Genomic DNA, 25,286 nt, shown 5'->3' with positions numbered 1-25,286 from the left:
CCTTCTGTTCTATATAAAGTCTGCTGACTAACCTTACTTATTGCGCCCCTGCTGTAATCTCCTCGTTGGTTCGCAGGAATTCCTCCAGCTCCTCCAGGGTTGGCATAGCATCGGAGCAGCTGTGGCGGGAGATGACAATGGATGCTGAAGCACTGCCGCGCCGCATCGCCTCGCTGACACTGTGCCCGCTCATCAGACTGTGGATAAAGGCTGACGCATAGGAATCACCTGCACCGAACGTCTTGAGTACTTTTGCCGGGAAAATCCCGCTCCGGTGGCTCTGTCCATCCGCTGTATAGCCAATTGAGCCGCTGCCGCCGTGCTTGATGACTACCAGCTCTGCCTGATGCGAGAACCAGCGGGCTGCCGTGGCCTGATCATCGGCGCCAGCCAGATTATACAGATTCTCCATCATGTCGAATTCTTCGCGCGTGCCGATGATGCAGTGGCTTTTCTCAGCAGCAAGGTTATAGTAGACCGCCGTTTCAGCGGCTGATGTCCAGGTATAAGGGCGGTAATCGAGATCGAAGAACACGGTCACATTATGCTTGCGGGCAAATTCCAGTGCCAGGAACACCGCTTCGCGGGAAGGGCTCTGCGCCAGCGCCGTACCGGAGATGAGCAGCGCCTTGGAGCTGGCGATGTACTCCTCCGAGATCTCCTCCGTGTTCAGCAGCAGATCAGCCACATGGTCGCGGTACATTAGAATGCTGCATTCCTGCGGGCTCTTGATTTCTGTAAAAGCCAGCCCCGTCACCGCACCCGTCCGGTCCACGCACACCTGGCTGTCGTCAATGCCATCCTTGCGCAGATAGCTGCGGATGAACCTGCCCATCTGGTCGTCGGCCAGCTTGCCGATGAAGCCGGTACGCATGCCGAGCCGCGCTGCACCAATGATAATATTCGCCGGAGAGCCGCCGACATATTTGGTGAAGGTCATCGTCTCTTCCATCGGCCGCCCGGTCTCATTAGCGTTCAAATCAATACACAACCGGCCAACAGCAACTACATCCAGCCGCCGGTCAGGGTCGAACTGTAAACCGTTCATAGTGATGCCTCCTTGATCAAGCTAGGGAAAAGGTAGTTCATTCGGTAACACGAATGGCTGTAAAACGTCATGAATTGGACAATGAAGATGTGAATTGAGCAATGAAGCTGTATTTCATACAGTGAAGCTGTAATTCGTACCGTGAAGCTGTAGGTAGCTCGCATGGTGAAGTTGTAGATCGTACAGTGCAGCTATAAATCGCATACGCGTAAGATTATTTTGATACTGCTGTAAGAGTCGCTTGGCGTGTGGATTGAGCATTTCAACATTTAATCGTTTCCTTCGGCACAGAATGTTTCATTTCTTTTCGGGGGAAGGGTAAGCGCTTAACCTAATTTTCTACTTTAGTATAGTTTAGAAGCGAGCTTTTGGCAATCCTCAATTTGAAAGCGATATCAATAATCGGGTGGAAGGAGATGAAGGGGGATATCCCCCCCCGGAAAAACAGGTGGAAAACCGCAGCTTAATTCCGCGTTTTTTGATACTTAGGAGCAAGCAAGTGGAAAAAAAGCAACTCCTGTGATTGATTTTTCCTCCACGGGGGGTGTCGGGATTATTTAAGTGCCCTTTTTCCAACTACTGCTCCTCCGGCGGGCAATCGTTCCTCAGTAGTTGTAGTAAATCCACTTGTTCTCCGACTTAGCACACGTTGTTGCCTAGCGGGGAGAGTCGGCTAGCCCATTGTCTTCGGTTTGTGGCATACATTCGGTCCGCTCGCTTGCTAACTGGCACATTGTGTTCGGTTTTTCGCTTACATCTCGCCCACACGCCTCCACAGCGCCCATTGTGTTCGGTTTTTCGCCTACATTCGGCCGTGTTCCCTCGCGGCGGTGCATTGTGTTCGGTTTTTCGCCTACATTCGGCTGTGTCCCCTCGCGGCGGTGCATTGTGTTCGGTTTTTCGCCTACATTCGGCTGTGTCCCCTCGCGGCGGTGCATTGTGTTCGGTTTTTCGCCTACATTCGGCTGTGTCCCCTCGCGGCGGTGCATTGTGTTCGGTTTAATACGAAAATAAAAGTCGGGATGCGACTGATGCACCCGACTTATTTTCATTCCTGGGGGTGACAAGGCCTCTGTCTTGTCATGCCTGTTTTTCGCTTACATTCCGCCCACGCGCCTCCGCAATATCCATTATGTTCGGTTTTTCGTTTACATCTCGCCCACGCACACTCGCCCCGCCCAATGTATTTGGTTTTCTACATACATCCGGCCACGTCCCTCCACACACTCGCGCTCTTCCCCCACTACAGCACGCAAAAAAAGACCCGCTCCCAGCCGCAGCCGGAACAGGTCTTGAATAGATAGTGTGTGGTTAGTGCGGAACCGGACCCGTCGAATGGCGGATGACAAGTTCGGGCATCAGCATGATTTTGCGCTTGGGGCTGGTGGGGTTACTGATTGATTCATTCAGCAGAAGCATCGCCTGCTCGGTCATCTCGCGCAGAGGCTGGGCGATACTGGTCAGCGAGGGATGGCAGATTTCGGCCAGCATCGTATTGTCGAAGCCTACTACGGACAGGTCGCGGGGAATGGACAGGCCGGCACTGCGCGCCTCCTTGAGCACCCCGATCGCCAATAGATCGTTGCAGGCAAAGATGGCAGTCGGGCGTACGTCCTCTGCCTGGTTCAGCATCTCTGCCGCTGCGGTGCGCCCGTTCTCCAACGTAGCCGAGGTGTGAATCATATTCGCCGGATTGTCAAAAGAAACCCCCGCCGCCTTCAGCGCATCCAGGAATCCCTCCACACGCAGCCTGCTCCCCGGCAGATTGTCAGAGATCACTCCCAGCCTGCGGTGACCGAGGGACAGCAAATATTCCGTGGCCTGATAGCCGCCTTTGTAATCATCGACGGTGACACTGTTGCCCTCCAGCATACGGATATCGGCTGAGAACAGCACAAGCGGCACATGATCAGCCACCATTCCGCGAATCAGCTCAGGATTCCCCGTATGAGAGGCAATAATCAGGCCATCCACCCGTTTGCGCAGCAGCAGCGAGATGTACCGGGCCGCCTTCTCATCGCTGCGGTCCGTACTGCACACGATTAAGTCGCTGCCCTGCTCCTGGGCGTAATCCTCGATGCCGCGGGCCGTCTCCGCAAAAAAAGGATTGGCAATATCGGGGATCATCAGCCCGATGGTACCCGTCCGGCGGCTGGTCAACGCAGAAGCTACCAGACTGGGCTGGTAGTTCAGCTCCTCCATGACCCGCCCTACCTTTTCCCGCGTCTTGTCGCTGATCCGGCCGCTTTTATTCAATACCTTGGACACCGTAGCGATAGAGACGCCTGCTTCCCGTGCCACATCATAGATCGTAGGTTTCATTGTTATTAAGCCCGCCTTTGCGTTCATGCCTTCTTATCCTTCGATTATAAGGAAGTCCTCCCACGCTGTCTATCTATCGGGTATGTGTGTCTTTTACAGAACAGCTAGTTCAAAAAGGCTCCCGCTGCGCGGAAGCCCCATAATAATCCATTCGCTTACTGCCAAGCTGCATAACTTTCTACACTCTGCAGCTCTATTTACTCTGCCGCTGCCGCAGACCCGCTCTGTCCCGGCTTGAACAGCCACTCATGATCGGGATCATTGTGGAACACCCATGTGCGCACCGGTCCGGCCATCACGTTAAGATAATACGAATCATATCCCGGCGGTGCTGAGACAGGGTGATAGCCCTCCGGCACAAGCACAATGCTCTTATCCGGTACAGCAATAGTCTCGTCGAGGCTGCGGTCATCATTATAGACCCGCTGCACCACGAAGCCGTGGGCGGGATTGACCCGGTGATAGTACGTCTCCTCCAGATAGGATTCGGCCGGCAGGTTATCCTGGTCATGCTTGTGCGGCGGATAGCTGGACCAATTGCCGCCGCCCGTGCGCACCTCGACCACCAGCAGGCTCTCGGCTACGCTGTGTTCCGGCAGGATATTAACGACTTTGCGTGTCATGCTGCCATAGCCGCGATCCTCGATTGCCGCATCTGGCGGGGTAATCAGCCGTGCCGGATATTTGCCGCTTCCCGGAGCAAGACAGACTCCAAGCTCCAGCTCTGTCAGTGCAGTAACCTCATAATGCGCTCCAGCCGGAACATAAACAGCATAAGGAGCAATATCTTCAAAGACCGACATGCGTCCGCCGATACCTGCGAACCGTTCGCCATCCACTTGAATATCAGCCTTCCCTGCCAACAGCACCAGACAGATCTCGTTCCCCCCGCTATCACGCGTAAGGGTAGCCCCGGCCTGCAATTGGTACACCTCGAACCCGACATACTTCCATCCGGCACTCTCGGGGCTGACCGCAGCGATACAGCCATCCTTATCCGGCGCTCCGGCTTTAATCAGTAGATCAGACATCCTCGTTCATCCTCCTCTGTCTTCAGAATCTGTATCCGCTTACAAGGTCTGCAGTTCAGAAAATCCTGCTTCCGCAGCAGTTACAGACAGCTTGACGGGAAGTCCGCTCAGATACGATTCTCTGGCTGCTTCAGCAATGAGCTGTGCGGCTTCGCCGTCACGGCCGCTGCAGATCACCGGCTCCTGTAGCCTTACTGAACGGGCAAACGCAACAATCTCCTCCATAAATGCCTGGTTATAGCGCTCCAGGAAGAAATGCTCCGGCTGATCGCGGGTAACCGAAGTCGCGGTGGATACCTCCACTGTTGTCGGGCGGCAGTTGTCGGCCGTTGCCGAACCCAGCGTCCCGAAGACCTCGACCCGCTGATCATAGCCATATACGGCCTGCCGGCTGTTGTCGATCACGCAGATCGCCCCGTTCACGAACGTCAGTGTAATGACGGCGGTGTCCACATCCCCGCAACGGCCGAACATCGGATCAATCAGGTTCGCCCCCCGGGTATAGACCTCAGCCACTTCACTGCCTACCAGATAACGGGCCATATCGAAATCATGAATCGTCATATCCATGAACATCCCACCGGAGGAACGTACATAAGCTTCACCGGGAGGCTGCGGGTCACGCGAGGTAATCTTCACAATATGAGGATTCCCCAGCTCTCCGGACTGAACCAGCCGCTTCAGCTTGCGGAAGCTGGGGTCCATCCGGCGGTTGAAGCCGACTTGCAGCAGCACGCCAGCGTCCTCTGCCGCCTGCAAAGCCCGCTGGGTCTCTTCCGAGGAGAGGCTAATCGGCTTCTCACAGAAGATATGTTTGCCCGCGTGCGCAGCCCGCTCAATCCAGGACGCATGCGAATCGGTCGGCGTGCAGATGAACACCGCTTCAATCTCAGGATCATTCAGTATATCTTCACCCGCAGCAAAAACAGAGCCAAGCCCCCTGCTCTCTGCCCAGGCCAGCAATTCCTCACTCATCATAGCTTCAGCTATGGACTTCAGCTTGAACGACGGCATCGCACGCAGATTGTCTGCGTGGAGGCGGCCGATTCTTCCCGCGCCGATAATGCCAACTACAATCGGTTTAACCATGTTCGCTTATCCTCCTCGAAGGGTAAGCGCTTAACCTTCCCGAGAACAGTATACTTCATGCCCGGGAAAGCTTCAAGCAAATCTTTTCTCAAAAAGATCAGATAAGCGTAGGCCGAAATAAAATAGGAAATAGATACAGTAAGATTTCTCTTTAACACCCCATGAATTCCTATATTATCTAAGCTAGAACAGCAAATGAGGTGACTTATGAGCAAAATTAATTTTACCGAAAGCCTGCTTCGTGTCATTATTTCTCTGACCGGACTTCCATTCACAGGGATTCAAGCGGCTCTTTCCAGATACCTTCTGTATAAATATAAAGCCCCAGGAGAAAAGATTTCAGTTGGCTCACATCATCTCCATGCGATGGTTACTGGCAGCAACACAAGTAATCTTCCGACGATTCTATTAGAAGCAGGAATGGGCGGTTGTGCTCTGGATTGGTCATTGGTTCAGCCCGCATTAGCCAAGCATACCAAGGTCCTCTCCTATGACCGGGCCGGTTTCGGTTGGAGCACTACACCTATCAGTGAGCCGACTTGCGAAGGCTATGTTCGTGATTTGCGGGAATTATTGACACAGCTTGAATTAGAACCCCCATACATTCTTGTAGGGCACTCCTATGGCGGAATGATCATGCGGCTGTTTGCTTCTAAGTATCCTGAAGAGGTCTCCGGGATTATTCTTGTGGACTCCACGCATGAGCAAAGATTCATAGAATCCACTTTTAATCAAATCAGATATGAAGAGCGGCTGCGGCACCTGAGACGGCTAAGAATGGGTTATCTTTTATCCCCTATTGGGTTGCCCCGACTATTAAAACAACCTATTGGTGCCAAACGGCTGCCCCCACCAGTTCAACATACAGTGAATACACTCGGATATCGAAATAATGCGTATAAAGCGGCATATCTGGAATCTCTCTGCACTATAGAAAGTGCCCTCCAATTAATAGAGTCAGAGCCTTTAGCTCCGGAATTACCAATTATCGTATTATCTGCCGGAAGGCAGAATGAGGACTGGCAACAAGCACAGAAGAAGCTCCTCCAGTTAACCGCAAAAACCCGGCAGATCGTAATTGAGGATAGCTGGCATTCTATTCAACTGTATAAACCGCAAGCTGTCGTAGATTCGGTACTGAGTCTATTAAGAGATAATCACCGCAACCAAACAGACAAGCAGGCGTCTATTTAGTAGGAATATATATCCATTAAGAAAGGTGAGCTAGCATGATTGGGAGATTCACAAGGGTTGTGGAAGGAAGTTTCAGACTCGTTATTAGTATTTTTCATCCAGCCATCGGGGGAGAACCGGTGAAGGGTATCGACCTGTACGCCCCTTACCAGGCAGAGGCAGCTAAGCTTTTGACAGAGATGGGCGTGGATCTGGACAACTTGAATATTGCCAGTGTAACAACCAACGGAGCATTAGCTCCCAGAAAAGAAGGGTATCCCGTCGTCCTCTTCTCCCCTGGTTTCGGTGTAGAACGCGATATGTATCTTGGATTGATCTCCAAGCTAGTCTCCAAAAACTACGTGGTAGTTACGATCAGCGCTCCGCATGAGTCCGTGTTCACCGTATTTCCAGACGGCAGCTATCTCAAGCAGGCACCAGAAATGGCGGAGCTGGCAAGCAGCGACTACACCAGTTGGTCCCGTCTGCTCCTCAACCGGGTTCAATATATAAACGCAGTTATGGACGTTCTTGAGACGCTTAACTGCTCCGATGATGCTGAGCTCGCCGGGCTGTTCGACCTGGATAAGGTTGCTGTCATGGGACATTCGCTCGGAGGTGCCGCCTCCCTGGAGGCCGCCAAGCAGGATCACCGGATCAAGGCGGCTGTCCTGCTCGATCCCAGTTTTCACCTCATACGCCGCGAAGACGTACCCTCTTCTGTTCCAGTTCTGCTGCTGCGGCAAGAAGCTTCGGCGTACCGGGAGATGGCAGCATCTATGAATGAGACCATTGCATACGATTACATCGATGGGCAGCGCTATGCCTTCAACTCTCTGAACAATGCCCATTTCTATCGGGTAAAAGGGGCTCAGCACATGTCGTTTTCGGATATTCCGCTTCATTACGGTGATCAACACGCAGTTCCCGTTCATGCCGTTACCGCAGAAGCTGCAACCGCATTCATGGAGGCGGTCTTTTGTAAGGGTGAGTCGGGCCGAAATTTCGCTTTACAGCCTGGAGAAACCGTCGTTCCCATCAACGCAGAGGGTGAACCTGTAGGAACTTAGCACGAAGACACCCTGCACATGACGGACCCTCTTAGATTAGTTACAGGGACAGTATTGCTTAATTTTAAATGTTCTTTACAGCTAAATAACGGGTACTCAATGATACACTTAAGCTATCATAACTCTTGCTAGAAGGAGTGTTCCAAATGCAATTACAAATAGTGAAGGTGCCCGGCACAAACGATACATCTTATGTTACAAACAAATTGATTGAATTCAATCTCAAGCATTTCCCTGACGAATTGAAGGGCAGATATCAAGCCGTCAACCTTCTTTTGAAGGATAGCGATGGAAATGTATACGGCGGACTAACTGGTGAAATATGCTGGAACTGGTTAGAGGTACAGTATCTATACGTTGACGAGGACTACAGGAAATTCGGATATGGAAAGAAACTGCTGCTCGAAGCCGAAAAAATGGCTAAAGAAAAAAAATGTGATTTTATCAAATTAGATACCCTAAGCTTTCAGGCATTGGACTTTTACTTAAAGCAAGGGTTTGAAGTGTTCGGAACGATACATAATGCCGGCAGCCATACTCATTATTATTTGAAAAAAGAACTCTCTCAAAACAGTTAATTCGTTAGCCAGCGCTTAGACTACCGCCCCCCCCTAGGCAAGCATACGTCTATTCAATTGGGAAAAGCAGATTGGAAATTAAAGGTGTTTCCGGAAGCATCTAAGAGAAGGATAGATTACTTATGAAAGCTAATAGGAATATAGCACTTATTCTTAGTTTCATTGCCTTAACTGGAGGCATGTTCATCTCGTCGCTGATTGGTGTTGTCTTTGGAATCATTAGTATAGCTTTAAGTTTGCAACAAATGAAGGCTGATAGAAAGAAATCCTTAATCGCTATAATAATCAGCACAATTGCAATGTTAATTCCAATAATCCTGGCGGTCACTCTAGCCACTATACTCGATGAGTAGGATAACGCGGGAGTATTTTCATAAGGGTGCTGTGTCTCGAAATGTAGCATTACAGCCTAGCGAAACCGTTGTTCCAATCAATTCAGAGGGTGATCCTGTAGTAACTGTATCGTAGGAGGGTTTTTCATGAAAGTTAGACTAAGCGATTATAATCCGGACTGGGTTAACCGTTACCAAGAGGAAGCTTCGTTTTTAACTACAATATTTGCGGATGAAATCGTACGTTTTGAGCATTTTGGCAGCACCTCAGTGCCCGGTTTAAAAGCTAAACCCGTCATTGATATGATGTGTATTGTAAAAGACATAGGCAAAATCGACTCGTACAACGATAAAATGACACTGCTCGGATATGATGCAGGTGGAGAATGGGGAATTCCCGGCAGAAGGCTATTCCGCAAAGGCGGAGAGGCAAGGACGCATCATATTCATTGTTATCAGGCAGACAACCCTCAGATTGAACGGCATCTCGTGTTCAGAGATTATTTAAGAGCCCATCCGTCGGAAGCGGCAAGATACAGTCAGTTCAAACAAGAATTAGCGGATCGCTTCGAGGATACCAACCAGTACGGCCGGGCCAAAAAATCATTTGTGAGTACTATGGAACAACGGGCGCTTTCCTGGTACGCAAGCCTGCGTTCTGATGCGAGGTGAGCCGATGAATTTCAGATGTGAATGCGGACACCGAATCCACGACAATACGGATTATTTGCCCTATAAAGGATACTTCCTTGCGGACCAGGATCAGGATGATCTTATGAATGAGATTGACGATGCTATTGAGAAATCGGGTCCGACGCCGCGGGATAAGGAAGAAGCTGCTATGAGGATTAGATCCTTAATCACTAGACTGTTCAAATCCGCTTACCAGTGCTCCAATTGCGGGAACCTCTTCATGGATCTTGGTCCTGCCGGACTGGAGATGTTCAGGGGAGTTGATCCTGTGAATAAGAATCTGTTACGGTCGGCTTTAGGGGAGCAGTGGCGGGGGCATGTATATGGAGAATGGAAGGACATCCTGCCTGAATGGCAAACTTCCCATGGCATCCTATACAATGAGACCAATGTCAGCTGTCCAAGCGGAGAATCGGCGGGGAATGGACATTATAGCGATTGGGAAGCTTTGGAACGGGACTATTATCAGTTGTTTCATGAACTCAAGAACAGGAATGCCATACGGTACAGCCAATTGGAAAAGAACGGGACCCTAATTCATTCATGGAGCTTACCTAAATAGCTTTTCTGTATAGGCTGAATGAGTGGAAATAAGCTAAAAAACTCTAAGGAGGAACTCCAATGAAGACAATCCTGCGCATGATGGACCACCTGTACTGGGCGGATGGACGAATTTTGGATGCACTTGAAGCGAGTCACACGAAGGACGCGGAGCTTCTGAAGCTGGTGCGGCATGTGGCGGTGGCGGAGCAGGTCTGGCTGTCGCGCTTGCAGGGAAAGGGCAACGTACAATATTGGTTATGGGAGGAAGCAGAAAACCTGCCGGAGATTCGGCGAATGTTCGAAGCTAACGCTAAGGAATACCGCAGCTATACCGGCAAGCTGGAAGAATCTGCGCTGGATCAGATGATCAGCTACAACAGCCAGAATGGACGTTCGTTCCAGACCTCCATCGGGGACATCCTGCTGCAGGTGCTGTTACATGGGCAATATCACCGGGGACAGATCAACCGGGCCCTTCGGATGGAATCGGCAGAGCCTGCCCCCGTTGATTACATCACCTTCGCGCGACTGTAACAGGGCTTCACGAATGTAATGCCACGGGTAGCTTTCATATCGTGGACTGGTTACATCTGACTTGTTAATGAACAAGGAGCGAATACCAAAAATGGAGATCAGAGCATTACATACGGGTGAACCGCCCCCAACCGAATTGCTTTTATTGGCGGACCCTTCCCCGAAGCTTGTTGAAGATTATGTGGCAAGAGGGCAATGCTTCGTTGCTGAGGCGGATCAACAAGTGGTCGGAGTCTATGTGTTACTGCCTACAAGACCGGAGACCGCCGAGCTGGTCAATATTGCAGTGAATGAGGAGTTCCAGGGGCAGGGAATCGGGAAGCAACTGGTGAATCACGCAATCCAGGAGGCCAGGCGGCTCGGCTTCAAAACGCTGGAGATCGGCACAGGCAACTCTAGTATCGGCCAGCTTGCGTTGTATCAGAAATGCGGCTTCCGGATCACCGGGATAGACAGGGATTTTTTCATCAGACATTATAGTGAAGAAATCTATGAGAACGGCATGCAGGTGGTGGATATGATCCGCCTGTCTCAAGATCTGTAAGTCATTCTCAGATACGGAACAGCTTCACCAATGTTAATGCAGTGCAGAAATTACTGCGGGAGGTTAGCGCATCTTATGGAAACACAGATATTGCAATTCCTTAATACCACCTATCCGGTTCAACTCTCCAGTGTGGAGGCGGTCACCAACGAAATGTACCGTTGTCACTCGGATAAGGGGACATTCTTCGCCCGAATCACGAATTATAAGACCTATGAAGAACAATTAGCTGAAGTGAACTGGACTACATATCTGTTCAATCGGGGCGTACGGGTGCCTGAGGTTATACCTACAATACAGGATTCGCTTGTCAGCACCCTGCTGATGAATGAAGAAGAGAAGTGCGTAGTCTTGTTCCAGGCGGCAGCCGGAATTCATCTGCCCCGGGCCAAATGGGATAAAACCATATTCAGAACCCTCGGACAACAGATGGGCAGAATGCATCAGGTGAGCAAAGAATATCAGCAGTCTGAAGCTGCCCAGCCGATTCCGCATTGGTATGATAACGATGAATATGATTTTCTCAAGTCTATTCCTGCAGAAGAGCAGGCCATACGGGATATTGCGAAGGATGTGCTCAAGCAGGTCCGCATGCTGCCCAAAGATGAGGCGAACTACGGCATCATCCACGGCGACCTGTGGTTGAACAATACGCTTGTGGACAGTGACTCTGCGCTGACGATGATTGACTGGCAGGATTGCGAGCGGCATTATTACGTCTATGATCTGGCGGTGCCCATCTATTCTGCACTAGAATTCTCGTTCGCGGGCGGGCAAAACCTCATAGATTATAAACGCGCGATTACCAAAGCAATCACGGACGGATATAAGGAAGAGCATCCCCTCTCCGCCGAGATGTCCAGACAGCTGCCGCTGTTCCTGAGACTGAAAGAGCTGTTTGAGTACAACCTGATGCATATGTATTGGAACTTCGAGGAGCTCAGCGAGGAGCAGGTGCGAATTCTGAATCTGTACAGAAGCAAGATTGAGTATATGCATACGTGAGGTTAGTGAAGTGTATGACTATATCAGTATTCATTCTGTGGACTACGCCAAGACCGTAAGGACGGAGGTACTGGAGCGGTTTTTTATTAGTACGATGAGGTTTGAAAAAATCGCTCCTCTATCTTTCTCCAAGGCGATCCATGGAGCGCATATCGGGGTAAAGGGAATCTCCACAAATTCGGATGGCAGTTTTGCTTACTACACCATGGAAGGGATTGAAGAGGTGAATCTGGTCGAGGTCATTCTGCCGGCGATGATGGATGAGCAGCTCGAACATGCCATAACCGGTCTGGCGATGGCCATTGCCGACGAATTCGGCTGGTGCATTGATGAGGACCACGGTTTGGATACTTGATGAAATCAGACCTATTCTCTGTACCTGCACAATGTATGCTGTTTTTCGCATACATTCGGGCCATATGCCTGCTTGCGAACACAATGTATGCTGTTTTTCGCATACATTCAGGACATACGCCTGCATGTGAGCACAATGTATGCTGTTTTCCACATACATTCGGGCCATGCGCCGGTATGTGAGCACAACGTATGCTGTTTTCCACATACATTCGGGCTATGCGGCGCTGCTGTACCAGCCGATTGCATTCGGTTTTTCGCATACCTTCAGCAACACAGTTACCCTACGAATCACTCTAAGAACTCTTATCCACAAATTTACACACACCTTATCCACTGCAGGAGGAAACGATAGTTTCCTATGCAAAAAAAAGAGGCAGCCGAGGACGATTCGTCCTTGGCCGCCGCTTGTCTGATCCGCTGGCTTCTGTCACCTGCCCACTTCCTGTTCCGACTCTTCTCGCCTAAGCAGAGTTTCCGCCTCAGCAGTAATGCAGCGCTTCGCCCAGCGCGACCAGCGCCATCGCCTGGCCATAGGCCATCGGGGCAATGATGATCCCTTTGTAGTCCTCCTTGGCTGCGCCGATGGGAGTACCGCCGGACACGCCGAGCACTGTGCCTTCGCCGTCAATTCTGTCCAGGATGGCGCGGATTGCCCGCAGAGCCGGTTCGCTATAGGCCTCCGGGAGCAGTCCCCGGCGCACACCGTTCAGGATACCTGCGGCAATCGCAGCCGAACCCGAAGTCTCGGTATAGCTGCCGGGATCATCCAGCAGGGTATGCCATAATCCGTCCCCGCTCTGACAAGCGAGCAAGGCTTCCGCCTGGGCCTGTAAGGTCTGCTGGAGATAGCTGAAGACTCCGTCTGCCAGATAGGGCCGCATCAGCTCCAGATATTCCGGCAGACCGAGGGCGAACCAGCCGTTGCCGCGGCACCAGAAGGCTTCGCTGAAGTTGTGGCGCTCTGCAAAATGCCAGCCATGGAAGAAGAAGCCGGTTCTCACATCATACAGATATTTAATATGCAGCAGCAGCTGATGCAGCGAGGTCTCGCGCCACTGCGGGTTGTCGTACTTCACACCCATTTTGGCAGTGAACAGAATCGCCATGAACAGCGTATCAATCCAGATCTCGTTCTCATGGAGCGAGACCTCATGCTTCTGAGTCCCCGTAGTCACATGCTGATAGCCTTGCTCCAGCGTCCGGGGCAGGCCGTGCATTAGCCATTCTATCCATTCGAGACTCAGCTCTCCGGCCTCTTCCAGCTCCATCAGCGAGAGCAGCGGGGCAGTCGTATTAATATTCCGGCTGGGTAGTCCCTTCGTAAGCTGCCGGGCCATCCATGGCTTGGTGTATGCCGCATAACGGCCGTCCCCGAAATGCCGGTCAAGCTTTTGTAGGCCATACAGCCCCACTCCCTGCGGCCAATCCCACTCTTCCATCCCGAAGTCCCTGGCAAAATACCCCCGGCGTCCCGCGTCTTCCCCCAGGTTCTGCAATTCCGCTTCATTATCCGGCCGGCCCAGCTTCAGCAGCTTATTCGTGACCAGGTCCAGCTTCTGCATAACCTCTTCCTTGCTCACACAGCTAACCGGCACCACTTGCTTCTCTCCTGCTCCCATCCTAGCCTCTCTCCTCTCAGCTCTGCGCCCCGCGCAGCTTGATTCTGAACGTCCTGATCTCATACGGCTTCACCTGGAAGCTCAGCTCCTCTGCTTCCTGCCAGTCTCCCAGCGGCTCCTCCATCAGATTGCATTCCTGCCAGGAAGCCATAGAATAGGCGCTATCTACAGTAATCTGTGTCCGGGAACCGGCGTACTCATGCAGCCGCAGCACCACATACTTGCCGTCCTCCGAACGTTTGATAGCATCCACTGTCACATGTGCGCCATCAATATAGAGCAGCGGGGGCCCTTCCAGCTCACCTGCCACACTGCGAAGCGGATTATTCAGCTCCCACGCCTCCTGGACCACCCTGCCTTCGACGAAATCACCGGTATGCGGGTACAGGGCATACGTAAATTCATGATGCCCCTGATCCTGCTGCGGATCGGGATGAACCGCCGATTTCAGCAGCGTCAACCTTAGCACGCTGTCCTTGATGTCATAGCCGTATTTGCAGTCGTTGAGCAGCGCTATCCCATAGCCCTTCTCGCTGATATCCGCCCACTGATGGCCCACCGTTTCGAAGCGGGCGTAATCCCAGCTCGTATTCCAGTGTGTAGGACGCTTCACGTTACCGAACTGAATGTCATAAGTAGCCTCCAGCGCATGAATATCCACCGGGAAAGCCACCTTCAGCAGCTGGTTATGCCCGTGCCAGTCCATCTCTGTGCGGAAGTCAATCCGCGCGGTATCCCGGTAGAAGATGATATCCTGGGTAACCGCTGTGCGGTGATAAGTCCAGGTCATGCGCAGCACCGCCCGCAGCGGGCCGTTCTCGGTCAGCTCATATCCGGTCAGCTGCGAGATCTCGGTCATCTTTTCCTGGTAGAAAATATCGATATCCCACGCTTCAAAATCCAGCGGCTTATCCTCGAACACCTGAAGTACATTCCCGCGCTGTCCTGGCGCCAGCAGCTCACGGCCGCTCTTCCGGTCGATTATTGAAGTGAAGTGCCCCTGCTCATTCCACACCACTTCCACAAGCGGTGTGCTCAGCGTGTTGCCGGATACGGCTGCAAGCGGCGGAATCTGTGCCTCCTGGGTGGCTTCGCCTGCTTGTCCGTGTACTACCTTCAGCACCGCCGTGCCCAGTGCAGGTACAGACGGAACATAGACCAATACTTCCCCATCTGCCGTCCGCTGCTGCCATAGCCGGTTCCCGTCAGCGTCATGAACCTGTGCAGAATCTGCGGCACCTACAGCAAGCAGCGCATAACGCGGACGGTTCCAGTTCGAGCTGTTCATCAGAGTGAACCTGCTGTCAGCCTCTTCTTCTTGGGCCACTCCGTTAATCAGAGCTAGTGAGCGGGCTTCGCCTTCTGCATATTCAGCATCACTGTCCTCATAGACCTCAGCGATCGACGAACCGGGAATGATGTCATGGAACTGGTTGCGCAGCAGAATCTCCCAGATCCCGGTCAGTTCAGCCGCAGGATAAGCGGTTTCAAGATTCCCCTGTCTTACACCCATCAGCGTATGCAGCCACTCGGCATCGCGCAGCAGCAGCTCCAGGCGGCGGTTATATTTCTTGTTGCGGGCTTGCGAGGTGTACGTGCCCCGGTGGCATTCGAAATACAGCTCACCGTTCCAGGTGTGTACGAACGCCTCCGTCTTCCCGATCCGTTCATGCAGTCCGGTGAAATACTCCCCGGCACTGCCCATCTCAATCTTCGGAATGCCCGGAAGCTTGTCGAAGCGCCGGCGAAGCTCCAGCATCTCCCGCGTCGGCCCGCCGCCTCCGTCACCCCAGCCGTATGCAAACATCAGGTGATCGTTGATCTCCTTATCCTGATAGGAATTCCAGATTCCGCGCAGCAGCCCTGCCGTCATCCGTCCGTTATAGGTGTATTCAGCTCCATCCTTCTCGGAGGTCGTGATGAAATGTGTCAGCACCTCTGAGCCGTCCATCCCCCGCCACCAGAAGGTGTCATGCGGCATCCGGTTGAACTGGTTCCAGCTGATTTTGGTCGTCATGAACGTGTCGATACCCGATTTGCGCAGAATCTGCGGCAGCGCCCAGCTGTACCCGAAGACATCCGGCAGCCACAGGTACTTGCTCTCTACGCCGAATTGTTCACGGAGATAGCGTTTGCCCAGCATAATCTGGCGGACCAGCGACTCACCGGACGGGATATTACAATCCGACTCCAGCCACATGGCTCCCTCTGCTTCCCAGCGTCCTTCCTTCACTTTCTCGGTGATCCGCCCGAACAGCTCCGGATAATCCTGCTCCAGATAAGCGTACAGTTGAGGCTGTGTCTGAAGGAACTGGTACTCAGGGAACTCCTCCATCAGCCGCAGTACGGTGGAGAAGGAACGGGCTGTCTTTTCACGGGTATGCTTCAGCCTCCACAGCCAGGCAACATCAATATGGGTATGACCGACAGCCGTAAGCGTTACGTCAAAAGTCTGCGGCATCGCCTCTATCGCCTGATTCAGAATTGCGCCTGCCTGATACAGCGAAGAGGTATGCTCCGGTGAACCCGGCTCCGACCAGTCGATCAGACGGAAGGCCTCATTCAGCGCTCTAAGCAGCCACTGCTTCTCCGGCTGGTCTCTACCAAGGTAACGGAAGGTGTCGAGCGCCGCCTTCGACATATAGAACAGATCATCAATGCCCTCGTCCAAATAGCCGATGAACGCTTCGCTGAGCCGGTGCTCCTGAATTCTGGGCAGCCCGCCGCCCTCAAGCCCCGACCATAGCCGGAAGGCCAGCTCTATCGTCTGTCCGCCCCATTCATCGCCGAAAATTACCTCTCTATGGTTATTATCTACGCCCTGATAAGGCGATCCGTTCACGAACAGCAGCGATTCGAAGCCGGAGTTATTGAAGTCCCCTGTTTTGCCAAAATCAAATCTGCCGGCAATTTTGAAGCCTGCCTGACTAGGCGGCAGCACGATCTCTGTGCGCAGCCAGATATAACGGTCCCGCCCGCGCCAATGCTCCTGAAGCCTGATGATGCCATCAAAGGACACCGACTCCGGGTACACACCGTTAGCCCCTTCCTCATCCTCAGCGAACGCGAACTCAGTAAGCTCCTGAACCTTAAGATATCTATACTTTTCCACTTCGGCCTGGCGTTTGATCAGCTTTTCTTCTGTGAATAACATCTCTATCACTCCCTGTATCCGCTTTCATATGGTCACTATAGCAAACCTTTCACTCCAAAAACTACCCAACTCTTGCTGTATTCCGACCGATTCATTGCATATTTTGCTTTTTTGAGCCTATAATATACAGGTGGAAACGGCTTGGACTTCTATAGTAAACGGCAACGGTGAGGAGAGAGGCTATGCTTGACAGCGACCTGTTATATGACCAAGGATATAGCATACGTATCAATACTCCGGCTGATCCGCTCTTTTACTATTTTGACTACGATCAGCGCTCTCACGACATCAATATGGAGTTTCAGCACGATCATGACTTTTATGAGATTCATATTCTGCTGGATTCCAGCGCTACTCATATTATTGAAGGTAATGTACATGCCCTGCAGCAATATGACATTGTTCTGCTTGCCCCGTACCGGCTGCATATGACCCAGTATCCCGCAGGCCCGCCGCATAAGCGGCTGATTATCAACTTCAACCTGCCCAGGAATATACCCGGATTTGAGATCGCTTACAATACAATGCTGCAGCCGTTCTCCGAGGAGGTTCCGATCTACCGGTTCACCGGAGGCCCGCGCAGTGCCGTGTTCGAGCCGCTCAATGGTATTTTCAACTGTTCCCGCAGCGCTTCACCGCTGAATCCGGTGCTGATTCACAGTCTTTTCCAGCAGTTTCTGTGCAGTCTGTCCCAGCAGAATGACAAGAATGCGTACGTGCTGGAAGAGATCGGCAATGCCATGATGCAAAAAATCTATTCAATCACCGCCCACATTCACAGCCATTACGGCAGCGAGCTGTCCCTGGACTCCATCTCCAAGGAATTCTATATCAGCCCTTATTATTTATCGCACCAGTTCAGAACCGTCACCGGCTTCACCTTGACCGAGTACATCCAGATGACCCGCGTCCGCAAAGCACAGCAGCTCCTGCTCCATACCCGGCACAAGATCTCCGACATCGCCGGACAATGCGGCTTCAACAGCTTCTCCCAGTTCAACCGTATCTTCAATAAGCAGAGCGGCATGTCTCCCTCCGCGTTCCGCAAGGCGCAGGGGTTATCTGGCGGGGCTTCGTCCTTGAGTTCGTACTGAAATAAATATCGAGGAGGAAATTGGAACATGGAAACGCTAAACTCCAGCAAAGATAACAGCAGCGGTGTCACGTATACAATCAGCACCCAATATGAAACCTATGCAAACTACGTGATTGAAGCCTCGCTTATCACCGATATCGTTAACGGCTTCGCCGAAGATCCGGATGATTTCATCGTCATTGATCCCAGTAAGCCGGTAGAGGGAAGTCTGTATATGCAGGCCGCCCCTGTCCGCCATACTCCCCGCAGCATCGTCGTTGAATTGCGCCTCGGCTATCCAGACGGATCCTTCAGGCATTTCTCCCGGGAGATGACTGACAGGGACAGCGTGATCCGTATGCTGCTGGATTATTGGGGCTTGCAGAAGCTGCCTGCTTATTCCACCTGGTCAGATGTGACGGATCAATTAAGCTAGACTTATCCGGGGACCGGATACACAGCAGAGCAGCGCTTCTCCCGTTACAGGAGAAACGCTGCTCTGTTAGCTTCTTGCTACACCGTAAACTGCACGCGGCTGAGCAGAACCTCACCCCTTAAGACAAGGTATACATCTGTGGCTCCGGCATCCACATCCGCTATAGCGGACTCGCTGTGCCACTGCTGAACGCCGCCGGACGGAACTGTAAGTGTAGCCGCCAGCTTGCCGGACGGACTGCCGGTCCGGACTTCAACTACGCCTCCCTGAACGGAGGATACAAGCATCTCGACGCCCGCTGCACCCTCTGCAAACCTTACATTATGGAAGGCGATCCATGCCCCTTCCTTCACCGGATGCACCGCAGCGCCGCCAGCCTTGCATTCATCAAGGAAAACCGCTTCGAAATCATCGTAATTCTCAGCCTTAACCGGCGTATACAGATCACGCGGCGGAACGGTCTCGCCATGCAACCTGATTGTGGCTGACAGCCGGATATCTCCCGAGGAACGGCCTGCCATCAGCATGTATTCCCCATCCTCCACACAGTACTGTTCGCGGCTGACGTCCCAGAAGGAAAGTTCAGCGGCCGGTAAGGTGAATGTGACCGTCTGCTTCTGTCCGGCAGCCAGCCGGATTTTGTCAAACCTCTTCAATTGCTTAAGCGGACGCCTGATCCGGCTAGACATGCACTGGACATACAGCTGAACTACCTCGTCACCGTCTACACTCCCGCTGTTCTCAAGCTCTACGTTCAGACTGATAATACCATCCTGCTGTACTTCCTCCGCTGCCAGTGATAGCTTGTTATAATTCACCTGCGCATAGCTCAGACCGTGACCGAACGGATAGAGCGGCTCACCGTCGAAGTACATGTAGGTTCTCTTGCCCCGGATAATATCGTAGTCCATGAATTCAGGCAGCTGGCTGACGCTGCGGTACCAGGTCATATTCAGCTTGCCGGACGGGCTGTAATCGCCGAACAGGACATCGGCTACCGCATGGCCCAGCTCCTGTCCGCTGTGCGAGGTGTACAGCACGGCCGGAATATGCTCGTCGATCCAGGTGGAGGAAATCGGATAGCTGCCGACGATCACCACGACGGTGTTCGGGTTGGCGGCATAAACGGCCTTGACCAGATTCTCCTGCTCTGCGGGCAGTACGATATCCGGCCGGTCAATCTCCTCCTTACCGTTCAAGAGCGGATGGTTACCGACGAATACAACGGCAACCTCAGCGGCCCGGGCCGCTTCGGCCGCTGCTTCTACGCCGTTCACGACAACTTTCTTATGGAATTGGGCTGCTTCGGCAGACGTTTCTTCTTCAGCAGCGCGAATGGTTCCGTCTTCAGCACTGATAACGAGCGGCTGATTGTTCCAGGTCCGCAAGCTGACGGTGCCTTCCCCCTCCGGGACCAGATTCAGCGATTCCTTCACATACCAGCCATAGATTTCATCAGCGGAAGCGGTCAGTGTACCGGCATCTGTCAGGGTAACATATTGTCCCCTGCTGGCAGATTCAAGGGTATGAGCGGTCCAGCCCCACGCCGTATGGCGGAACAGCTCTCCCCGCTCCGGCTGATCATGCAGCACTGCGAGCCGTCCGTCCTCGCCCGTGATGCCCACTGCTTGTCCGCTGGCAGCGGAGGTCAGAATGATCCGGTCATCTCCGCTCTCGAAGGTGACCTGCTTACCTGCCAGCTTCTTGATGATTCCCTGCAAAGGGGTCACCGCATATGGCAGCGTACCGGAATACCAGTCTCTGAACGCTTCGTCCCCCAGCGTGCCGATCACAGCGACCTTGGACAACGAGGCTGGATTCAGCGGAAGGGCAGCGTTATCGGCGTTCTTCAGCAGCACTATGGATTCCTTCGCAGCTTCGAGTGACAGCTCGCCATGCGCTTTGCTGAGAATGGCCGAGTCGTCTATCTTCGTATACGGATTACCTTCCTCCGGATCGAACTCACCGAGCCGGAAGCGGACGCGGAAGGTGTTCGCCAGCGCGCGGTCCAGATCCGTCTCGGTCAGCAGTCCTTCACGGAGCGCCTCGTGAATAACCTTAATGGTCTCCTCTGTCTCTTCGGTTACACTGTCAATGCCATTCTTAATGGATTCCGCCATGGACTCTGCGAAGGAATCATAATACTTATGGTCCTTCACAATCCCGAACAGGTCTCCGGCATCGCTGACAATGAAGCCGTCCATCTCCCATTCGCCCTTCACAATCTCCATCACCGCCGGATGGAGGATAACCGGCACGCCGTTCACCGAATTGTAGGCGGTCATCATGGATTGTGCGCCGCCTTCCTTGAAGGCAGGCTTGAACGCTTCCAGATAATATTCGCGCATATTGCGCGGGTCAATGCTGGACGAAGCCACGCCCCGGTCGATCTCATTATTGTTCCCGAGGAAATGCTTCAGGGTCGCTACCGCTTTCAGATACACCGGATGATCCCCCTGAATTCCCTGGACGAGCGCTGTACTCAGCCGGCCTGTCAGCTCAGGGTCTTCCCCGTAGGCCTCCTCTGTTCTCCCCCAGCGCGGGTCCCGTTCCATATCCACAGTCGGTGCCCAGAGAGTCAAGCCGTTAATAGTGGGATTCTTGCGGTAAAAGGCTCTGGCCTCATCCCCGATCGCCGAGCCGATTCTCTGCAGCAGCGCCGGGTTCCAGGTACAGGCGAGGCCGCTTGGCTGCGGGTAAGAGGTGGCTTTGCCCAGCCATGAAATCCCGTGCGCTCCCTCCGTTCCATGCTTGTAACCGCCTACACCCAGCCGTTCAATGGCAGCCTGATATTGCGGCATCAGACTGACCTTCTCCGCAAGCGTCAGCCGGGAGAGCAGATCCTGAACACGTTCATCTAATGGCAATTCCGTTTGTCTAAAGGGATATGCAGCAGCGTCCAAATGTAATCTCTCCTTCATTCTTCATGATAACGGTTTCATCTCCAGCCAAACCAGCGTCCTCTTTCCTCCGCACAGCCCGGCTGTCCTATCCTCCTCCATCTTAAAAGATCCTTCCTGACAATAACACCTGAACAATTGGCCCAAAAATCAGTTCATTATTAGGGATTCCGTACTGTAAAGACGTTAATCAGATACATCACATACTATTGACGTTATACTATAGATAAATCGAAGTTAAGACTAAACAATGCTGAAAGGAAGTTCACACACTCTATGCTCAAAAGAACCTATGCTCTGCTCCTCATTCCAACCTATCCTATATTCCTGCTCTGCATGCTGTTCCAGGGAATGGCCATCTCGATCAGCGCTCCATTCCTGGCGGTCTACTTCACAGAAGAACTCGGCGTATCCGCCGGAACCTTCGGAATATTTACAGCGGTGACGCTGCTTAGCGGAGTAGCCTTAAGCATGTTCATTGCCAAACGCTCCGACGCCGGGCTGAACCGCCGCAGGCTGATGGTGATCTGTATGATGTTCAACGCGGTTGCTTTTGCCGGATACATATTCATCCATGACTTCTACCCGCTGCTGGCCTATATGACCATATTCACCGCAGCCGGCGCCCCGGCGATGCCGCAATTATTCGCCAGTGCCAGAGAAGCTGTGAGCGCCAGCAGCTCTCCTGATCATGCCTTGGCTAACTCGGCCCTGCGCTCGATGTTCTCTCTTGGCTTCATCAGCGGTCCGCTGGTAGGAGCCGCCCTCCTGAGCCGCTTCGGATTTCAGGGGATCTTCTCGTCGACCACTCTGATCTTCCTGCTCAATGCTCTTCTGGTGTTCAGCTTCGTACGGCCTTCAGCCGCTAAGCAGCAGCCTCAACAGCGTGTCCGGCAGCCCGCCGGGGTGCAAAGGAATGCCAGGGTACTGGTTCCTTTTCTCATCCTGACCCTGCTCTATACCGGACACTGGGCCAATAATCTGAATATCTCCTTGTTCATTGTCAATACGCTGGGAGGCACTACACAGAATGTAGCTTCGGTGGCCAGTATCTGTGCGTTAATGGAAATTCCGTTCATGCTGGTGCTGGGGCTGCTGTCAGCCAAATACGACAGCAAGGTGCTGCTGGGCTGGGGCATGGTAATGGGAGGAATCTATTATGCGCTGGTGATCGGAGTAGGTGAGCTGTGGCAGCTCATCGCCGGACAGGTGCTGCTGGCTTTTTTTGTCGCTGTGATCTCTGCAATTGGCATCAGCTATATTCAGGATCTGCTGCCGGACCATCCCGGCTATGCCTCCACACTGTACACCAATGCTACAACCATCGGCAGACTGGCCGGAAGCCTGGCGGGAGGAGCCGCAGCCCAGTGGTTAGGATACCGCCATTCCTACCTGCTCTGCGTAGTTCTGGTAGTCTGCTCCCTGGGACTGCTCCTCTGGCCCCGCCGCTCTCCGGACGAGAACATTACAACTCCACTCGTCTCTTAACAGGTGAAGTGCTGTGCATACTAGCTAGATATCCATATCCTTACCCGTGTAATCCACGAATCTGAAATGGCCGGACGGCTCGGCTCTCTGCCCGATCAGGTCCAGAATGCCTTCGGCACTGGTGCGCGGGTTAAGCGGTGCCTTAGCTCCCCCCATATCGGTAGGCATCCAGCCGGGATGGACGCTGAGCACATGGATGCCGCGGTCCTTCAGCGTGACATGGAGCTTCTGCGTGAACATATTGAGCGCGGTCTTGGAGATCGTATACGGATAGCTGCCCGGGTAAGCATTGGTGATACTGCCTGCCTCTGATGAGATATTGATGATCGAAGCATCCGGCCCTGTCAGCAGAGGCAGAAGGTGCTTGACCACCCGCATCGGCCCGTACAGATTGATGTCCATGGCATGCTGCATCTCTTCCATATCCAGCTCTTCAAGCGGGGTGTCCGTGGCATTCAGCACTGCGGCATTATTGATGATGACGCCGAGTGTCCGGGCCTGCTCTGTCAGGCTGGCGGCAAGTGCTGCTATTCCGGCCTCGTCCGTCACATCAAGCGTCACTAGAGTCAGCTTATCCCCGTGTACTGCCGCCAGATCAGCTAAGGCTGCCTGCCCGCGCGTCAGATCCCGCACCCCGGCAATAACAGCATGTCCACGCTCCAGCGCAGCCGCCGCCAGCTCAAGGCCCAGTCCGCGTCCCGCCCCTGTAATCAGAATATTCATTGTATAATTCCTCCCGTCTGAATTCTATTTATATTACTGATCCTTATTATTACTGTTATCGTTGTCATTCTCCAGCAATTCCAGCACTACCTTCAATTCCTTGAACGTATCCATGTAAGCATACCGTCCGCCGGTATACTCGCCCTTCTGCTGGAGCGGGAATCCCTTGCCTTCGAGCAGCATGATCTTGTCCTTCATGCCTTCGACCACGAACGCAATATGGTGAACCCCTTCCCCGTGCTCATTCAGGTAATCCCGCCAGGTGCTCGGCTGATGGTCCGGTTCAATCAGTTCCAGTTGCAGAGAACCCATGTCGAAAAAAGCCAGCTTCGCCCTCGACCCTGTCCCTCCGCCGTTATACTCCGTCCGGGCAATGTCTGCCGTGTCCGTGATGCTGATCTGAGGCTTGTCCAGTCCGAAAAAGTCTGCATACGCCTGACTCACCTTCTCGATATCGTGAACCAGAATCCCAATCTGTGTCATGAAGTGATTTCCAAGTAATCCTGACATTCTGTTCTGCCTCCTTTATCTGCTGACCAGACAACCATACCCAACCTGTGAAAGGGCTGTCAAGTTCTCATAAGGCAGCAAAAGACAAAAGAGAATGTCCTTGAAGACATCCTCCTCAGTTATGCTCCGTCTAATAAGCTTAGTGGGCAATAAAAGCCTCGACTTTATAGCCTGATCCGCTGTTGGTTAATGTGGCGTTATAATAGCCCATATTCCCGCCGGGCTTGCATTTGTAGTCCCCGGAGCAGCCGGTGACGAAGAATTTGGTCTTCGTGTACCCCGGATAGATGTTATTCAGCTTCCGGTAGAATTTGTGACCATGATGTGTGAAGATCGCCAGCACCTTCTCTCTGGCTTTTGCCGGAATGGCTGTGAAGAATTTGGAGGTCTCGGCCGCGCTGAGCACATGGCTGGAATCCACCGTAATGCCCTGTACCCGGAGCGGCCAGTGGAAATCAATAATATAGAAATACCTGTCATCCAGATTACGCAGCAGATTGAGGCTGGCCGGCGTGAATTGCCCCAGTGCGCAATCCAGCCATACATATCTCACCTTGCCCTGCGTTCCCGGGAAATTCATCTGTCCGGCCACCGCCCCTAAATACTGGGTGAACAACGACCGTGTGCTGGCCTCCCAATTCCCGATCGACGCCTTGTAAGGGATGCTTCCCAGCGTACTGGTAACGGTGTCCTTGAATTCCTTATAGTACGTCCCGGCGTTATTCCCGTGATCCGCCCCCGCCTGGGTGTTATCTCCCCCGAAGATGATAAACCGTTTGTTCCCGCTGCCCACTGCCTTAGGCAAAAGACTCTTAAAGATGCTCAAGCTGTTCCCATATCCCACGTGACTGTCACCAAACACCGCAAATTCAACTGTCTGCACCTTGATTCTGCGCTTCACTCCGGGTACAGCCTGCCGCTTGGCGCGAAGCACCCGCTTCCGTGCCGGTCTTGCCCGTCTCTTCATCTCGCACCACCCCACCTCATCAAAAATAGCTTCAGAATACATGGTAGTCTCTACTATTTATATGCGGGAGGAATTGGCTGCTCTTGGACCTGTGG

At 52.8% G+C, this 25,286-nt stretch carries 22 protein-coding genes; 12 read left to right on the top strand and 10 right to left on the bottom strand.

The genetic code is table 11. The features are described from left to right. Positions 1-37 precede the first annotated feature (37 nt). From iolC to iolG, 4 genes are all read right to left on the bottom strand, one after another. Entirely contained in the window at positions 38-1,048 is a 1,011-nt protein-coding gene (gene iolC, locus NST69_RS06340) for a 5-dehydro-2-deoxygluconokinase (protein WP_339313191.1), read from the bottom strand. Between the two features lie 1,311 nt (positions 1,049-2,359). Next, positions 2,360-3,370 carry a LacI family DNA-binding transcriptional regulator gene (locus tag NST69_RS06335; RefSeq protein ID WP_339254691.1) on the bottom strand — a complete coding sequence of 337 codons (1,011 nt, stop codon included), beginning with the start codon at positions 3,368-3,370 and terminating at the stop codon, positions 2,360-2,362. Positions 3,371-3,567: 197 nt separating this feature from the next. Next, a complete protein-coding gene (gene iolB, locus NST69_RS06330) occupies positions 3,568-4,401 on the bottom strand; it encodes a 5-deoxy-glucuronate isomerase (protein ID WP_342548806.1) in 834 nt (277 codons plus the stop codon). 39 nt (positions 4,402-4,440) lie between these two features. Continuing rightward, a complete protein-coding gene (gene iolG / locus NST69_RS06325; RefSeq protein ID WP_342548805.1) occupies positions 4,441-5,490 on the bottom strand; it encodes an inositol 2-dehydrogenase in 1,050 nt (349 codons plus the stop codon). A gap of 207 nt (positions 5,491-5,697) precedes the next feature. Here iolG and NST69_RS06320 point away from each other — a divergent pair, with 207 nt between their 5' ends. The 9 genes from NST69_RS06320 to NST69_RS06280 all read left to right on the top strand — a co-directional run bounded on the left by NST69_RS06320 (position 5,698) and on the right by NST69_RS06280 (position 12,317). Further along, complete coding sequence (locus NST69_RS06320) at positions 5,698-6,684, top strand: alpha/beta hydrolase (RefSeq protein WP_342548804.1); 987 nt, start codon at positions 5,698-5,700, stop codon at positions 6,682-6,684. Positions 6,685-6,743: 59 nt separating this feature from the next. Next, the gene (locus NST69_RS06315) at positions 6,744-7,733 is read left to right on the top strand and encodes an alpha/beta fold hydrolase (protein ID WP_342548803.1); all 990 of its coding nucleotides are present in this window, start codon (positions 6,744-6,746) and stop codon (positions 7,731-7,733) included. A gap of 146 nt (positions 7,734-7,879) precedes the next feature. Continuing rightward, on the top strand, positions 7,880-8,311 hold the full coding sequence (locus tag NST69_RS06310) for a GNAT family N-acetyltransferase (protein WP_342548802.1): 432 nt from the start codon (positions 7,880-7,882) through the stop codon (positions 8,309-8,311). A gap of 479 nt (positions 8,312-8,790) precedes the next feature. Continuing rightward, a complete protein-coding gene (locus tag NST69_RS06305; protein WP_342548801.1) occupies positions 8,791-9,315 on the top strand; it encodes a GrpB family protein in 525 nt (174 codons plus the stop codon). A 4-nt stretch (positions 9,316-9,319) separates the two neighbouring features. Further along, complete coding sequence (locus NST69_RS06300; RefSeq protein WP_342548800.1) at positions 9,320-9,898, top strand: hypothetical protein; 579 nt, start codon at positions 9,320-9,322, stop codon at positions 9,896-9,898. 59 nt (positions 9,899-9,957) lie between these two features. Then, on the top strand, positions 9,958-10,413 hold the full coding sequence (locus tag NST69_RS06295) for a DinB family protein (protein ID WP_342548798.1): 456 nt from the start codon (positions 9,958-9,960) through the stop codon (positions 10,411-10,413). 91 nt (positions 10,414-10,504) lie between these two features. Continuing rightward, positions 10,505-10,957: a GNAT family N-acetyltransferase gene (locus tag NST69_RS06290; protein WP_342548797.1), complete on the top strand. Its 453-nt coding sequence runs from the start codon at positions 10,505-10,507 to the stop codon at positions 10,955-10,957. Between the two features lie 75 nt (positions 10,958-11,032). Further along, positions 11,033-11,962, top strand: a complete 930-nt coding sequence (locus NST69_RS06285) for a phosphotransferase (protein WP_342548796.1) — start codon at positions 11,033-11,035, stop codon at positions 11,960-11,962. Then, positions 11,943-12,317 (top strand): hypothetical protein, encoded by a 375-nt coding sequence (locus tag NST69_RS06280; protein ID WP_342548795.1) that lies wholly within the window; start codon positions 11,943-11,945, stop codon positions 12,315-12,317. The genes NST69_RS06285 and NST69_RS06280 overlap by 20 nt, the downstream gene beginning before the upstream one ends. Positions 12,318-12,798: 481 nt before the next feature. On the opposite strand, the gene NST69_RS06275 is transcribed toward NST69_RS06280, so the two are convergent. Both NST69_RS06275 and NST69_RS06270 read right to left on the bottom strand, forming a co-directional pair. Beyond that, positions 12,799-13,938, bottom strand: a complete 1,140-nt coding sequence (locus NST69_RS06275) for a glycoside hydrolase family 88 protein (RefSeq protein WP_342548794.1) — start codon at positions 13,936-13,938, stop codon at positions 12,799-12,801. Positions 13,939-13,954: 16 nt separating this feature from the next. Then, a complete protein-coding gene (locus tag NST69_RS06270; RefSeq protein ID WP_342548793.1) occupies positions 13,955-17,092 on the bottom strand; it encodes an alpha-mannosidase in 3,138 nt (1,045 codons plus the stop codon). Between the two features lie 182 nt (positions 17,093-17,274). Here NST69_RS06270 and NST69_RS06265 point away from each other — a divergent pair, with 182 nt between their 5' ends. Together NST69_RS06265 and NST69_RS06260 are read left to right on the top strand one after the other, a co-directional pair. Then, a complete protein-coding gene (locus tag NST69_RS06265; protein ID WP_342548792.1) occupies positions 17,275-18,186 on the top strand; it encodes an AraC family transcriptional regulator in 912 nt (303 codons plus the stop codon). A gap of 27 nt (positions 18,187-18,213) precedes the next feature. Then, on the top strand, positions 18,214-18,603 hold the full coding sequence (locus tag NST69_RS06260; RefSeq protein ID WP_342548791.1) for a hypothetical protein: 390 nt from the start codon (positions 18,214-18,216) through the stop codon (positions 18,601-18,603). 77 nt (positions 18,604-18,680) lie between these two features. Here NST69_RS06260 and NST69_RS06255 read toward each other — a convergent pair whose 3' ends face one another. Beyond that, positions 18,681-21,524: a glycoside hydrolase family 3 C-terminal domain-containing protein gene (locus NST69_RS06255; RefSeq protein ID WP_342548790.1), complete on the bottom strand. Its 2,844-nt coding sequence runs from the start codon at positions 21,522-21,524 to the stop codon at positions 18,681-18,683. 255 nt (positions 21,525-21,779) lie between these two features. Between NST69_RS06255 and NST69_RS06250 the strand changes: the two genes are divergently transcribed. Then, positions 21,780-22,991, top strand: coding sequence for a sugar efflux transporter (locus NST69_RS06250; protein ID WP_342548789.1), 1,212 nt, complete (start codon positions 21,780-21,782; stop codon positions 22,989-22,991). Between the two features lie 24 nt (positions 22,992-23,015). Here the strand turns inward: NST69_RS06250 and NST69_RS06245 are convergent, their stop codons facing one another. The 3 genes from NST69_RS06245 to NST69_RS06235 form a co-directional block, all read right to left on the bottom strand. Continuing rightward, on the bottom strand, positions 23,016-23,714 hold the full coding sequence (locus NST69_RS06245; RefSeq protein ID WP_342548787.1) for an SDR family NAD(P)-dependent oxidoreductase: 699 nt from the start codon (positions 23,712-23,714) through the stop codon (positions 23,016-23,018). Between the two features lie 33 nt (positions 23,715-23,747). Beyond that, positions 23,748-24,224 (bottom strand): VOC family protein, encoded by a 477-nt coding sequence (locus tag NST69_RS06240; RefSeq protein ID WP_342548786.1) that lies wholly within the window; start codon positions 24,222-24,224, stop codon positions 23,748-23,750. Between the two features lie 139 nt (positions 24,225-24,363). Continuing rightward, positions 24,364-25,191 carry a metallophosphoesterase gene (locus tag NST69_RS06235; RefSeq protein ID WP_342548785.1) on the bottom strand — a complete coding sequence of 276 codons (828 nt, stop codon included), beginning with the start codon at positions 25,189-25,191 and terminating at the stop codon, positions 24,364-24,366. Between the last annotated feature and the right edge of the window lie 95 nt (positions 25,192-25,286).

The organism is Paenibacillus sp. FSL P2-0089 (assembly GCF_038595095.1).
GTDB lineage: Bacteria > Bacillota > Bacilli > Paenibacillales > Paenibacillaceae > Paenibacillus_AQ > Paenibacillus_AQ silagei.
This window is presented reverse-complemented; position numbering and strand designations above follow the sequence as displayed.